This is a genomic window from Leifsonia sp. CL147 (assembly GCF_900114565.1).
In the GTDB taxonomy this organism is placed as follows: domain Bacteria; phylum Actinomycetota; class Actinomycetes; order Actinomycetales; family Microbacteriaceae; genus Leifsonia.
Genome location: NZ_FOTM01000007.1, coordinates 66,294 through 79,695, shown reverse-complemented (window position 1 = coordinate 79,695; position 13,402 = coordinate 66,294). Strand labels below are relative to the sequence as shown.

The 13,402-nt window shown below is 71.3% G+C and carries 14 protein-coding genes and 1 tRNA gene; 8 read left to right on the top strand and 7 right to left on the bottom strand.

Annotation, left to right across the window (positions count from 1 at the left end; translation table 11 throughout):
* Nucleotides 1–3: 3 nt before the first annotated feature.
* From BM287_RS08300 to BM287_RS08280, 5 genes are all read left to right on the top strand, one after another.
* Entirely contained in the window at nt 4–1,461 is a 1,458-nt protein-coding gene (locus BM287_RS08300) for a glutamate synthase subunit beta (RefSeq protein ID WP_090038056.1), read from the top strand.
* A gap of 79 nt (nt 1,462–1,540) precedes the next feature.
* Nucleotides 1,541–2,956: a pyruvate kinase gene (pyk, locus tag BM287_RS08295; protein ID WP_090038062.1), complete on the top strand. Its 1,416-nt coding sequence runs from the start codon at nt 1,541–1,543 to the stop codon at nt 2,954–2,956.
* A gap of 145 nt (nt 2,957–3,101) precedes the next feature.
* Complete coding sequence (locus BM287_RS08290; RefSeq protein ID WP_244528058.1) at nt 3,102–4,160, top strand: LolA family protein; 1,059 nt, start codon at nt 3,102–3,104, stop codon at nt 4,158–4,160.
* On the top strand, nt 4,157–5,092 hold the full coding sequence (locus BM287_RS08285; protein ID WP_090038073.1) for an ABC transporter ATP-binding protein: 936 nt from the start codon (nt 4,157–4,159) through the stop codon (nt 5,090–5,092). Before BM287_RS08290 ends, BM287_RS08285 begins: the two co-directional genes overlap by 4 nt.
* Nucleotides 5,079–5,978, top strand: coding sequence for an ABC transporter permease (locus tag BM287_RS08280; protein ID WP_090038075.1), 900 nt, complete (start codon nt 5,079–5,081; stop codon nt 5,976–5,978). The genes BM287_RS08285 and BM287_RS08280 overlap by 14 nt, the downstream gene beginning before the upstream one ends.
* 30 nt (nt 5,979–6,008) lie before the next feature.
* Here the strand turns inward: BM287_RS08280 and BM287_RS08275 are convergent, their stop codons facing one another.
* Genes BM287_RS08275 through BM287_RS08265 form a run of 3 tightly spaced genes read right to left on the bottom strand, consistent with a single transcriptional unit; the run spans nt 6,009 to nt 8,333 of the window.
* Nucleotides 6,009–6,896, bottom strand: a complete 888-nt coding sequence (locus tag BM287_RS08275) for an EamA family transporter (RefSeq protein ID WP_090038078.1) — start codon at nt 6,894–6,896, stop codon at nt 6,009–6,011.
* Between the two features lie 22 nt (nt 6,897–6,918).
* Entirely contained in the window at nt 6,919–7,488 is a 570-nt protein-coding gene (locus tag BM287_RS08270) for a GNAT family N-acetyltransferase (RefSeq protein ID WP_090038080.1), read from the bottom strand.
* A 56-nt stretch (nt 7,489–7,544) separates the two neighbouring features.
* The gene (locus tag BM287_RS08265; RefSeq protein WP_090038083.1) at nt 7,545–8,333 is read right to left on the bottom strand and encodes an SGNH/GDSL hydrolase family protein; all 789 of its coding nucleotides are present in this window, start codon (nt 8,331–8,333) and stop codon (nt 7,545–7,547) included.
* Nucleotides 8,334–8,410: 77 nt separating this feature from the next.
* Here BM287_RS08265 and BM287_RS08260 point away from each other — a divergent pair, with 77 nt between their 5' ends.
* Nucleotides 8,411–8,878, top strand: coding sequence for a VOC family protein (locus BM287_RS08260; protein WP_090038086.1), 468 nt, complete (start codon nt 8,411–8,413; stop codon nt 8,876–8,878).
* A 489-nt stretch (nt 8,879–9,367) separates the two neighbouring features.
* Here the strand turns inward: BM287_RS08260 and BM287_RS08255 are convergent, their stop codons facing one another.
* Nucleotides 9,368–10,321 carry a hypothetical protein gene (locus tag BM287_RS08255; protein WP_090038089.1) on the bottom strand — a complete coding sequence of 318 codons (954 nt, stop codon included), beginning with the start codon at nt 10,319–10,321 and terminating at the stop codon, nt 9,368–9,370.
* Between the two features lie 121 nt (nt 10,322–10,442).
* Nucleotides 10,443–11,474 carry an LLM class flavin-dependent oxidoreductase gene (locus BM287_RS08250; RefSeq protein ID WP_090038091.1) on the bottom strand — a complete coding sequence of 344 codons (1,032 nt, stop codon included), beginning with the start codon at nt 11,472–11,474 and terminating at the stop codon, nt 10,443–10,445.
* A gap of 49 nt (nt 11,475–11,523) precedes the next feature.
* Between BM287_RS08250 and BM287_RS08245 the strand changes: the two genes are divergently transcribed.
* Nucleotides 11,524–12,348, top strand: a complete 825-nt coding sequence (locus BM287_RS08245) for an MBL fold metallo-hydrolase (RefSeq protein ID WP_244528056.1) — start codon at nt 11,524–11,526, stop codon at nt 12,346–12,348.
* Between the two features lie 37 nt (nt 12,349–12,385).
* Here the strand turns inward: BM287_RS08245 and BM287_RS08240 are convergent, their stop codons facing one another.
* On the bottom strand, nt 12,386–12,709 hold the full coding sequence (locus tag BM287_RS08240) for a thioredoxin family protein (protein WP_090038097.1): 324 nt from the start codon (nt 12,707–12,709) through the stop codon (nt 12,386–12,388).
* A gap of 84 nt (nt 12,710–12,793) precedes the next feature.
* Here BM287_RS08240 and BM287_RS08235 point away from each other — a divergent pair, with 84 nt between their 5' ends.
* Nucleotides 12,794–13,294 (top strand): FBP domain-containing protein, encoded by a 501-nt coding sequence (locus BM287_RS08235; protein WP_090038101.1) that lies wholly within the window; start codon nt 12,794–12,796, stop codon nt 13,292–13,294.
* Between the two features lie 5 nt (nt 13,295–13,299).
* Here the strand turns inward: BM287_RS08235 and BM287_RS08230 are convergent.
* Nucleotides 13,300–13,382 (bottom strand) — tRNA-Leu (locus tag BM287_RS08230).
* Nucleotides 13,383–13,402 lie beyond the last annotated feature (20 nt).

The following is a 13,402-nucleotide window of genomic DNA, read 5'->3' as shown; positions in this document are numbered from 1 at the left end:
ACAGTGGCTGATCCCAAAGGCTTTCTGAAGGTGACCGAGCGGGAGCTGCCCAAGCGCCGCCCCGTCTCGGTCCGGTTGATGGACTGGAAAGAGGTCTACGAAGGCCAGGACCCGGCGCAGCTGCGCCGGCAGGCCGGCCGCTGCATGGACTGCGGCGTCCCGTTCTGCCACTCCGGCTGCCCGCTCGGCAACCTGATCCCGGAGTGGAACGACCTGATGTGGCGCGGGGAGGGCCGTCAGGCCATCGACCGCCTGCACGCGACGAACAACTTCCCGGAGTTCACCGGCCGGCTGTGCCCGGCGCCGTGCGAGTCGTCGTGCGTGCTCGGCATCAACCAGCCCGCCGTCACCATCAAGCAGGTCGAGGTCTCGATCATCGACCAGGCCTGGCAGAACGGCTGGGTGCAGCCGCATCCGCCGGAGCGCCTCACCGGCAAGACCGTGGCCGTCGTCGGCTCGGGCCCGGCGGGTCTCGCCGCCGCGCAGCAGCTGACCCGCGCCGGCCACACCGTCGCCGTGTACGAGCGGGACGACCGGATCGGCGGCCTGCTGCGCTACGGCATCCCGGACTTCAAGATGGAGAAGAAGCACCTCGAGGCGCGTCTCAACCAGATGATGGCCGAGGGCACCCGCTTCCGCGCGGGCGTCGACATCGGCGTGGACATCACGTGGGACGACCTGCGCGCCCGGTACGACGCGGTCGTCGTCGCGACCGGTGCGATGGTGCCGCGCGACCTGCCCATCCCGGGCCGGGAGCTCTCCGGCGTGCACTTCGCGATGGAGTACCTCGTCCAGCAGAACAAGGCAGGCGCGGGCGACCAGGTCGCCGACCAGATCACGGCGGACGGCAAGCACGTCATCGTGCTCGGCGGCGGCGATACCGGCGCCGACTGCATCGGGACGGCGCACCGCCAGGGCGCCGCGAGCGTCACGAACCTCGCCATCGGCACGCAGCCGCCGACCGAGCGCCCCGAGCACCAGCCGTGGCCGACGACCCCGACGCTGTTCGAGGTCCAGTCGGCGCACGAGGAGGGCGGCAAGCGGGAGTACCTCGCCTCCACCGTCGAGTTCCTCGCCAACGAGTTCGGCGAGGTCCGCGCCCTGCGCGTGGCCGAGACCGAGTACCTGGATGGACGCCGTGTGCCCAAGGCCGGGACCGAGCGCGAGATCCCCGCGGATCTGGTGCTCCTGGCCCTCGGATTCACCGGCCCCGAGCAGCAGGACCTGTCCGCGCAGCTCGGGCTCCCGTTCGACCAGCGCGGCAATGTCGCGCGGGACGGCGAGTACCAGACTTCGCAGGAGGGCGTCTTCGTCGCCGGCGACGCGGGCCGCGGCCAGTCCCTCATCGTGTGGGCCATCGCAGAGGGCCGGGCAGCGGCTGCCGCCGTCGACCGGTATCTTGAGGGGGAGACGCAGTTGCCGTCTCCGATCCGTCCCACCGATCGCGGCATCCTTGTCTGAACTCATGGCTCCCGCACGACCGGGCGCCACTATCGAACCACGCGCCATCGGCGCAGAAACAACGGAGCGAACAAGAAGCATGAGAAGGGCCAAAATCGTCGCGACCCTCGGGCCGGCGACCTCCAGCTATGAGAACATCCGCGCGATCATCGACGCGGGTGTGGACGTGGCGCGCATGAACCTGAGCCACGGCAGCTACGAGGTGCACGAGGGGGTCTACGCGAACATCCGCAAGGCCGCCGACGACGCCGGCAAGCCGGTCGCCATCCTCGTCGACCTGCAGGGTCCGAAGATCCGTCTCGGCAAGTTCGAGGCCGGCCCCTACGAGCTCGCCGAGGGCGACGTCTTCAAGATCACCACCGAGGACATCATCGGCACCAGGGAGATCTCCTCCACGACGTTCAAGGGCCTCCCGAACGACGTCCACGTCGGCGACTTCCTCCTGATCGACGACGGCAAGGTCCGGGTCCGCGTGACCGGCGTGGAAGGCCCGGTCGTCACGACCGAGGTCATCGTCGCGGGTCCCGTCTCCAACAACAAGGGCATCAACCTTCCCGGCGTCGCCGTGAACGTCCCCGCCCTGTCGGACAAGGACGAGGCCGACCTCCGCTGGGGCCTCAGGCTCGGCGCCGACATCATCGCTCTGTCGTTCGTGCGCAACGCCAAGGACATCGAGCGCGTGCACGAGATCATGGCCGAGGAGGGTCGCAAGATCCCGGTCGTCGCCAAGATCGAGAAGCCGCAGGCCGTGGATGCCCTCGAGGAGATCATCGAGGCGTTCGACGCCATCATGGTCGCCCGTGGCGACCTCGGTGTGGAGCTGCCGCTGGAGGCGGTCCCGATCGTGCAGAAGCGCGCCGTCGAGCTCGCCCGCCGCGCCGCGAAGCCCGTCATCGTGGCGACGCAGATGCTCGAGTCGATGATCTCCAGCCCCGTCCCGACGCGTGCGGAGACCTCCGACGTCGCCAACGCCGTCCTCGACGGAGCAGACGCGGTCATGCTCTCGGGCGAGACCAGCGTCGGCGAGTACCCGACGGTCACCGTCCAGACCATGGCACGGATCGTCACCTCGACCGAGGAGCACGGCCTGGAGCGCATCCTTCCGCTCGGCACGCGGCCGCGCACCCAGTCGGGGGCGATCACGCTGGCCGCCGCCGAGGTCGCCGAGTTCGTCGAGGCGAAGTTCCTCTGCGTCTTCACCGAGTCGGGCGAGTCGGCCCGCCGCGTCGCACGCCTGCGCAACAAGATCCCGATCCTGGCCTTCACGCCGGAGGAGTCGGTCCGTCGCCGGATGGCCCTGTTCTGGGGCGTCGAGTCCTTCCTCGTCGGTCGCGTCACCCACACCGACCAGATGGTCGCGCAGGTGGACGATGCCCTCAAGACGACGGGCCGCGCGGTGGACGGGGACAAGGTCATCATCATCTCCGGGTCCCCTCCCGGAATCCCCGGAACCACCAACGACATCCGCGTGCACCGGGTCGGCGACGTCCTCTAGCACCGGTCACGAAGGGCCCCGCGTCGTGCGGGGCCCTTCGTGCGTCCCCCTCCGGTATGACGCCGTGTCAGACCGGGGGATGAACTCGGGTTTTCCCATGCAATCCGGAGGGTCGGCCGGGGTTCGGCGCGCGTATCCTCGGGCTATGGAACACCGTTGGATGCGCTGGGCGCCCGCTGTCGTCGTCCCCCTCGTGATCGCCGCGGGCGCGGTCATCGCACCGCTCGCGGCGGGCGCGGCCGACCTGCCTGTGAAGTCCCCGGCGGACGTACTGCGGCTGGTCGCATCGAGCCACACCCGTTCGTTCTCCGGCACCGTCGAGCAGACCTCCGATCTGGGACTGCCGAGCCTGCCGTCCGTCTCGCCGAGGTCCCAGGACTCGAGCGCGGTCGACGCCCTCGAGCTGGCGCTGGCCGACCACACCGCGAAGGTGTGGGTGGACGGTCCGACGCGTGTCCGCGTCCAGGTGCTCGACCAGCTGGCCGAGCGGGACGCGATCCGCAACGGCTCCGATCTGTGGTTGTACCAGTCGACGGGCGAGAAGGTGACGCACGCGACACTTCCCGCGCACGCGCAGAAGACGGCGGCGCCCGACGAGACGTCCCTCACGCCGTCGCAGCTGGCGCAGCGCTTCCTGGATGCGGTGGACCCGTCGACGACGGTCTCCCTGGGCGCGGACACCACCGTCGCAGGGCGTGACGCGTACGACCTGATCCTCACCCCGAAGGCCGACGGCACGCTGGTCGGCTCGGTCTCCATCGCGGTCGACGGCACGACGGGCATCCCGTTGCAGGTCGCCGTCACGGCACGCGGAGCGAGCTCGCCGTCGTTCCAGGCGGGGTTCACCGCCTTCAGCGATCAGAAGCCGGACGCCTCCCGCTTCGCGTTCACGCCGCCGAAGGGCGCCACGGTGACGGAGCAGAAGCTCCCCACAGGCGGGCACTCCGGAAAGGCATCGGGCCCGCACGTGAAGCCGACCGTCACCGGCACGGGATGGGCGACCATCGTCTCCCTGCCGGCCGGCTCCGCTCCGGTGGCCCTCACCGGCGACCCGCTCTTCCAGCAGCTGACGCAGCCGGTCGACGGCGGTCGCGCCCTGAGCTCCTCGCTCGTGTCGGTGCTGATCACGTCGGATGGCCGCGTCCTCGCCGGCGCCGTCCCGGTCTCGGCCTTGCAGGCGGCGTCGCAGGCGACCGGCCGGTGAGCGACGCGGCGATCGCGACCAGCGGCCTCACGAAGCGCTTCCGGTCGCGGGCGGTGGTCGACGCCCTCGACCTGCACGTGCCGCGCGGGTCCGTGTTCGGCTTCCTCGGTCCCAACGGCTCGGGCAAGACGACCACGATCCGGATGCTGCTGGGCCTGATCTCCCCGTCTGCCGGGTCCATCCAGGTGCTGGGCGAGGCGATGCCCGACCGCGGCGCGCGCGTCCTTCCGCGGGTCGGCGCGCTCGTCGAGGGCCCGGCCTTCGCCCCGTACCTGTCCGGGACCGCCAACCTCGTCCGGCGGGACACCGCCGACCGCTACGCGCCCCGAGCGACCCGGCGGGCCCGGGTCGAGGCGGCACTGGAACGCGTCGGCCTGTCGCACGCCGCCGGCAAGCACGTGCGCGCCTACTCGCTCGGGATGAAGCAGCGGCTCGGCATCGCCGGCGCGCTCCTCACGGACCGCGACCTGCTCGTGCTGGACGAGCCGACCAACGGCCTCGACCCTCAGGGGACGCGCGAGGTGCGGAGCCTCGTCCGCTCCCTGGCGGACGAGGGCCGGACCGTGTTCGTGTCGAGCCACCTGCTGGCCGAGATCGAACAGGTCTGCACGCACGCCGCGATCATGCGGACGGGACGTCTCGTCGCGCAAGGATCGCTGGACGAGCTGCGACGCGGCTCCGGTCCCCGGGTCGCCGTCGAGACGCCGGATGCGCACCTCGCCCTGGCGGTCCTCGGCCGGTTCGGCCTCGACGCGGTCCCGACCGGGCCCGGGGTGGAGGCGGCTCTCGGCGAAGCCGCGCCGCCCGCGGAGGAGCTGTCCGCCGCCCTCGTTCGCGAGGGGGTGCGCCTGCGCGGTTTCGCCGTGCGCGCCTCCAGCCTCGAAGAGCGTTTCGTGGAACTCACCGGGGAGGGATTCGATGTCGAGCAGTGAGCTCACCGTCGCCTCCGAGACCGCAGCGCCCGGCGCCGAGGCGTCGCCGTCTCCCCGCGCCCGGCGCGAACGGCCCTCGGCCGGCTGGGCGCTCCTCGGGTCGGAGATCTCGGTCATGTTCCGTCGCTGGCGCACCTGGGCTATGCTCGCCGCCTTGGCCGCCGTCCCCATCCTGATCGCCGTCGCCGTGCGGATCACCGGCGGGAGCTCGCGCGGCCCCGCCTTCTTGAGCGACATCACCTCCAACGGCCTGTTCGTGGCGTTCACCGCGCTCGTGGTGTGCGTTCCGCTGTTCCTGCCCTTGACCATCGGGGTGGTGGCGGGGGACACGATCGCGGGCGAGGCGAGCCACGGCACCCTGCGGTACCTCGTGATCGCTCCGGCCGGCCGGCTGCGGCTGCTCGCGGTGAAGTACGCGGGGTGCGCGGTGTTCTGCGTGGCGGCGGCGCTGGTCGTCGCCGTCGCGGGCGCTCTGATCGGGATGCTGCTCTTCCCGATCGGACCGGTGACCCTGCTCTCCGGCGTCCAAGTCGGGCTGGGGGAGGCGTACCTGCGCTTCGCGCTCATCGCGCTCTACATCGTCGTGTCGCTGCTCGGGCTCTGCGCGATCGGGATGTTCCTCTCGACCCTCACCGACGTGCCGGTCGGCGCCATGGCCGCGACCGCCGTGCTCGCCGTGTTCGCGCAGGTCCTCGACCAGCTTCCGCAGCTGAAGGCGCTGCATCCCTGGCTGTTCAGCCACTACTGGCTCGGATTCGGCGACTTCCTGCGCGACCCGATCTCGTGGGACTCGTTCGGCCAGAACGCCCTGCTGCAGCTCGGCTACGTGGCGGTCTTCGGCGCTCTGGCGATCGGACGGTTCACGACGAAGGACATCCTGTCCTGACGCGCCGGACCGGGCCTCCTGGGCCGGGGTTCACGCAACGCCTTCGGCGGTCTGCTCCAGGTCGGAGCGCGGACGGTCGCGCTGGGTCGCGATGGTGATCCCGGCGGCCAGGCACACCACGACGATGCCGGCGAGCTGCAGCAGCGAGAACCGCTCGCCGAGCACGAGCACGCCGAACACGGTGGCGACGACTGGTCCGAAACTCGTGATGACGGCGTACAGCCGCGGGGTGATGCGGCGCAGGATGAATGTGTCCAGGCTGTAAGGCACCGCCGAGGAGAGCACGCCGAGAGCCAGGAGCAGGAGCAGCACCCGCGCATCCACTCGGCTGTAGTCGACCACCACCAGAGCGAGGGGAACAGTCAGCACCGTGGACACGATGCTCGCGACGCTGAGGCCCTCGAGCCCGGGCAGCCGGGTCGCGACCTGACGCGTGAGCAGGATGTACGCCGCCCAGGCCGCCGCCGCGGTCAGGGCGAGCACCACGCCGACCGGATCGATCGACCCCTCGGTCGCGGTGAGGAGCAGCACGCCGGCGGCCGCGGCCACCGCGCAGCCCGCATCCACGAGGCGCCGGGAGCCGGCGAGGGCCAGCGCGAACGGCCCGAGGAACTCGATCGTGGCGGCGATGCCCAGGCCGAGGAGGCCGACCGCTTCGTAGAAGCTGAGGTTCATCACCGTGAGGACCACGCCGAGCGCCAGCGCCGGCCAGAGCCGCCGCCACGTCAGCTCGGAGCGGCGCGGCCGGTAGAACGGCAGCACGGCGACGGCGGTCACGAGCTGCCGCGCCGCGACGACGACGAGGGATCCGACGACCGGGATGAGCAGGCCGGCGAGCGACGAGCCGTAGTTGATGCTGATCTCCGTCGCCACCTGGGTGCCGGCGCCGACGAGGCGGTCGCGACGGGTGGAGCTCATCCATCGAGCCTACTGGGCGGGCTCACACCGTCCGGCGCATGATGGCCCGGGTCTCGCTGGGCCTGCGGACCACGTCGAAGCCGCCCTCCAGGAACAGGGAGACCGTGCCGTGATAGCGGGCAGCGGTCGACAGCGACGGCCGCACCTGCGTGTCCACGGGATACCCTTCGAGCACCTGCGCGCCCTGTGCCCGCGCATGCTCCACCGCTCCCGCCAAGAGCGCACGGGCGAGGCCCTGCCGGCGGAACTCCACCCGCACGACGAAGCAGGTCACGGCCCACGGGTCCTCCGGATCGCCGGGGAGCCGCTTGGTGATGGGGGAGCGGGCGAGGTTCGCGTAGGCCGAGTACGGCTCGACCGCCGCCCATCCGGCCGGCTCGCCGTCGACCCAGGCGAGGACGCCCGGCGTCCCCGAGCGCACCTGCTCGTGGAGGGCGTCGTGCGTTCCCTGGCGACCCAGCCGGTCGAACTGCGACCGCGGCGCCTTGAACCACTGGCACCAGCATCCCGCAGGGTCGCCCGGGGTGCTGAACACCGCCTCCATGTCGCTCCACACCGCGTCGTCGACGGGGCGGACCACTGTTTCGCTCATGCCTCGACGGTAGCTGCGACGCGATCCCGGGCCAAGAGGTGAGTGCCGGCCGGGCCTCAGAGCGGGTGCGCCGTCTCCGGGTCGACCACGGTGAGTTCGGCGATCTTGGCGGCGCGGCCGTCGCCGGACGAGCGGCCCGTGAGCCGACGGCCGATCCACGGCAGCACGTAGCGGCGGTAGTACTCCGCGGTCCGCCGGGTCTTCTCGCCGGGCGGCGCCGCGGCGACCTCCTCCACGCCCCACTCGGCCGGTACCGGGATGCCGAAGGCGTTCAGCACGTTGCTCGCGACCCGCGCGTGCCCGAGCGGACCGAGGTGGAGGCGGTCCTCCGACCAGTAGCGGATGTCCTGCAGGCCCTCGTCTGCCCAGTTGTCGACGAACGTGATCCCCTCCCGCGGCAGCATCGCCCGCACGGCGACCGCGAGCTCCTCGCCGCGGCGGCGGACCAGCCCGCCGAGCGGGAGGTGCGCGCTGGGGTTCGCGCCGCTGAGGAGGAGCATGTGGCTGCCGGACGCGACGACGCGATCAGCCGCATCCATCAGGGTCCTCGCCACGCTCTCGATGGAGACGCGGGGCCGCATGATGTCGTTGCCGCCGCCGTTCAGGCTGACCAGGTCGGGACGCTGCGCGATCGCGGGCTCCAGCTGCTCCGCGACGATCGGACCGAGCTTGCGCCCCCGCACGGCCAGATTCGCGTAGCGGAACGGCGCGCCGGAGGCCGACGCCATCCCCAGGGCGACGAAGTCGGCCCAGCCGCGCACGCGACCGTCCGGGAGGTCGTCGCCGACGCCCTCGGTGAAGCTGTCCCCGATGGCGATGTAGCTCGTGAATGCGGTACCCGGCACGGGTGCAACGCTACCGCGCGCGGCTACCATGGGCGGCATCGACCGCGCCCGACGGCGGGTGCGGGGAGAGGGATCCCATGCAGAAGGTCAGCACGTTCCTGTGGTTCGACGACGGAGCGGAGGATGCGGCCACGCTGTACACGTCGCTCATCCCGGATTCGCGGATCCTCGACGTGAAGCGGTTCGGGGATGCGATGCCGGGCGGGCTCGTCGTCGTCACGTTCACCCTCGGCGGGGTCGAGTACCAGGCGATGAACGGCGGTCCGGGCTTCCCCTTCACGGAGGCGATCTCGCTCTCGGTGATCTGCGACGACCAAGCGGAGGTGGACCGGCTCTGGGAGGCTCTCACGGCCGACGGCGGGGAAGAGAGCATGTGCGGCTGGCTGAAGGACCGCTGGGGCGTCAGCTGGCAGATCGTGCCGCGCAGGATGCTCGAGCTGCAGTCGGACCCCGACCCGGAGCGGGCGAGCCGTGCCAACCAGGCGATGCTCACGATGCGCAAGCTCGACGTCGCCGCGCTGGAGGCTGCCGCCGACGGCCGCTGACCCGCCGGACTGCGTCCGTCCGCTCTCGCCGAGCCCGCTCTCGCCGAGCCCGCTCTCGCCGGCCCGCTCTCGCCGAGCCCGCTCTCGCCGAGCCCGCTCTCGCCGAGCCCGCTCTCGCCGAGCCCGCTTTCGCCGAGCCCGCTTTCGCCGAGCCCGCTTTCGCCGAGCCCGCTCTCGCCGAGCCCGCTCTCGCCGAAGTGCTCGTTGTTGCACCCGCTCACGGCGTGTCGCCTGCAACAACGAGCACTTCGCGGGATGCGTCAGCGCGCGAGGAGGTCCTGCGCCTGCAACAACGAGCACCTCGGCAAGCCTGCTCTTGCCGAGCTGCTTTCGCCGAGGTGCTCGTTGTTGCACCGGCGCTCGGCGTGTCGCCTGCAACAACGAGCACCTCGGCAAGCCTGCTCTTGCCGAGCTGCTTTCGCCGAGGTGCTCGTTGTTGCACCCGCTCTCGGCGTGTCGCGTGCAACGACGAGCACCTCGCGGGATGCGTCAGCGCGCGAGGAGGTTCTGCCAGGCGAGCAGGTGCTCGACGGTGACGCCGCCGTAGCCGTGCAGGCCTGAAAGCTCCGTGCGGACCTTCGCCGTCTCCGACTCGAGCAGCGCTGCGCTGTCGTCGCCGAACGTCGCGGCCGCGCCGCCCGCGACCTCCGGCGTGTCCGTCTCCACCCCAATCGTGAACGGGATGCGCTTCGCAGCGGCCGCCGCAGCGGCGGGCTGCGCGAGAGCCGCGATGCCGTCCGTTCCGTCCGCGTGGTCGCTGAAGGCGACGATGGCGACCGACTTCAGGTGGGGGAGCAGCGCGTCGAACGCCGTGCCGCCGTCCGGCTGCGGCTTCGCCGCGAGCCACCACGGCAGGTCGGCGCCCACCGGAGTGGAGCCGGCGGCGACGCGCGCCTGGTCGTAGAGGTTCTGGAGCTTGGCGACGACGGCGGGCAGCTCCGAGTCCGAGGACACGACCCACGGCTCCACATCGAACTGGATGGCGTCGAAGGGCGCCGCGCGCAGGGCCGCCGCGGTCCAGTCCGCCGCGAGCGACGGGTCGTCGGCCCAGGACGGATCGCCGCCCAGTGCGGCGACCTTGGTCACTCCCACGGCGTGCAGCGCATGGATCGCCTCCGTCAGCCAGGCGCCGAACGGACCCTCGTCGGCCGCCCAGGGCACCGAGAGGAAGACGGTCCGCAGGTGGTGCGCCGCGGCGAAGTCCGCCAGCGCCTGCGGCTCGAACTGCGCGAGTCCCTCGCCCCGCGCATCCACGGCCGGATCGATCGGGTTGCCCCACGCCCACATGCCGGTGATAGCAGACGGGGAGGAGCCGCCGTCGATCCGCTCGGTCACGGCTGCCGCCGGTGCAGCCGTGAGCGCTGGAGCAGCGAGAGCGGAGCCGCCGATCGCGACGGCGACGGCCGTGGCGGTGATGACGACCCGGAGACGCGGAGCTCGCATGGCACACCCTTAGAAAGCGGAACGGAACGGGTTACCGCCATTTCGGGTGTGCGGTCACTCCATCATGTCAGCATCCCTGTTTCCGTCTATGCCGCATTCGGGGTACACGCCGGCCCAGGATTCAGCCCCGCCATCCCAGCGCCGGCGCGATCTGGGTGACGATCGTCTCCAGGAGGTGCGCGTTGTAGTCGACGCCCAGCTGGTTGGGGACGGTCACCAGCACGGTGTCGGCGTCGGCGACGGCCGCATCCTCCCGCAGTTCCTCCACGATCCGCTCCGGATCGCCGACGTAGCTCTTCCCGAAACGTGCGAGGCCGCCGTCCAGGTGCCCCACCTGATCGTGCCGGTCGGCGAGCGCCGACGCGCCGAAGTAGCGGCGGTCGAGGTCCGTCGTGATGGGCAGGATGCTGCGGCTGACCGATACGCGCGGCTCGCGCTCCCAGCCGGCTGCGGCCCACGCCTCGCGGTACTGCTGCAGCTGCTCGGCCTGCAGGTCGGAGAACGGGACGCCGGTGTCCTCGGTCAGGAGCGTCGAGCTCATCAGGTTCATGCCCTGCTCCGCGGCCCAGACCGCTGTCGCGCGAGAGCCGGCGCCCCACCAGATGCGGTCGGCCAGACCGGGCGACTGCGGCTCGATCGCCAGGGCGCCGCGCTGGCCTCCAGTCATGGCCGGATCGGCTTGCGCCACTCCCGCGCCGGCGATCGCGGCGCGGAACAGTTCGATGTGGCGGCGCGCCATGTCGGCGTCCGATTCGCCCTCGGCGGGGACATACCCGAACGACTCGGAGCCGCGCAGTGCCGTCTCGGGTGACCCGCGGCTCACGCCGAGCTGCAGCCTCCCTCCGCTGATCAGGTCGGCGGCGGCCGCATCCTCGGCCATGTAGAGGGGATTCTCGTACCGGGCGTCGATGACCGCTGTGCCGATCTCGATGCGGGAGGTGCGCGCGCCGATGGCGGCCAGCAGCGGGAACGGCGACGCCAGCTGCGGCGCGAAGTGGTGGACGCGGACGAACGCGCCGTCCGCCCCCAGCTCCTCCGCCGCGACGGCGAGCTCGATGGTCTGCCGGAGCGCGTCCCCTGCGGTGCGCGAGACGGAGCCGGGGATGGGCTGGTAGTGCCCGAAGCTGAGGAACCCGATGCGTTTCACATCCACTCCAATCGGTCCTCGTCGCAGACTATTCCGTCGCGATAGAGTCCGGAGGGTGGCGGAGTGGCTGTGTGCGGCATGCGCGGTGGAGACTGTTCCGGTCGTCGACGGCTCGGGGGAGCATCCCCCGGCGTCGTGCCCGATCTGCGAGGACGAGCGGCAGTACGTCCCGCCGGGCGGTCAGGAGTGGACGACGCTGCAGCGCCTGCAGCGCGAGGGCGAGCACGTCGTGGTGACCGAGCTGGAGCCCGACCTGTTCGGGCTGCGCAGCGAGCCGCGGGTCGGCATCGGCCAGCAGAGCCTGCTGCTGCGCACTCCCGAGGGCAATCTGCTGTGGGATCCCACGGGATACGTGGACGAGGCGGCCGCGGCCGCCGTCCAGGACCTCGGTGGCGTCGCCGTGATCGCGACGAGCCACCCGCACATGTTCGGCGCGCAGGTGAGCTGGTCGCGGATGCTGGGCGACCCTCCGGTGCTCGTCAACGCCGCCGACCGCCACTGGGTGCAGCGCGAGGACCCGGCGATCCAGTCGTGGACGGGCGAGGTCGAGATCCTGCCGGGTGTGACGCTGCGGACGATCGGCGGCCACTTCCCGGGCAGCGCGGTCGTCCACTGGGATCGCGGGGTCGTGCTGAGCGGCGACACCGTGTTCCCCGGTCCGTCGCAGCGCTGGGTGACGTTCCAGCGGAGCTTCCCGAACGACATCCCCCTGTCGGCCGCCGTGGTGCGCCGCATCGCCGATCTGCTCTGCGACCGGCCGTTCGACCGGCTCTACGGAAACCTCGCCAACGTCATCCCGGGGGATGCGCGGGATGCGGTGCTCCGCTCGGCCGACCGGTACATCGGCTGGGTGAGCGGCGCGTTCGATCACCTCACCTGAGGCGGCGACCGGTTTCACCGCGCCGAAGGTGGTGGGCTCAGAGGAACGGCGCGAGCTCCAGCTCCAGCACGGGCTTGGGCTTGGCGCCGATGATCGTCTTCACGACCTCGCCGTCGCGGAACACCTTCATCACCGGCAGCGCGAGCGCCTTGTAGGCGATCGTGCTCTGCATGTTCTCGTCAGCGTTGATCTTGACGATCCGGATGCTGTCGGCGTGCTCCTCCTGCAGCCTCTGGAGGATGGGGGAGAGCGCCCGGCAGGGACCGCACCACTCCGCCCAGAACTCGACGACGGTGGTGCCCGGGGCGGCGAGCACATCCTCCTGGAAGCTGGCGTCCGTGACGCTCTCGATCGTGGTCATGCGTGAACGCTAATCCCTGACCCGTGGGGCAGGGTCAAGCGGTGACAGGCCGATCCTGTGCGAGCATGGGAGCAGGAGGTGCGCATGGAGGTCCTGAGCCCGCAGCAGATCCGCGAGTCGTTCGTCAACTGCTCCCGCAGCGAAGCGGAAGAGCTCCCCCTGCCGCCGGGTCTCCATGAGGTGGACTGGGCGCGCCGCGAATTCCTCGGCTGGCGCGACCCGCGGCTGCCGCAGCGCGGCTACGTCGTCATCCCGACGGGGGAGGGCCCGGTCGGCATCGCGCTGCGCGCCTCGGAGGCCTCAATGCGATCGCACGCCCCCACGATCTGCGGATGGTGCCAGGATGTGCACCTCACCAACGACGTCTGGTTCTGGTCGGCGCGGCGTGCCGGGCAGGCCGGCCGCAACGGCGACACCGTCGGCACCCTGGTCTGCGGCGCGTTCGAGTGCAGCGCCAACGTGCGGAGGACCCCTCCGCCGTCGTACGTCGGCTTCGACGCCGACCTGGTGGTCGAGGAGCGCATCGCAGGCCTCGCCGAGCGGGCCAGGCGCTTCGCCGCGACCGTCGTCGGCGCCAGGATCTGAAGTCGTGCCGCTGGTGGGATTCGAACCCACACGCCCTTCCGGACAAAGCATTTTGAGTGCTCCGCGTCTGCCATTCCGCCACAGCGGCGCACAACAACACCTGAAGAA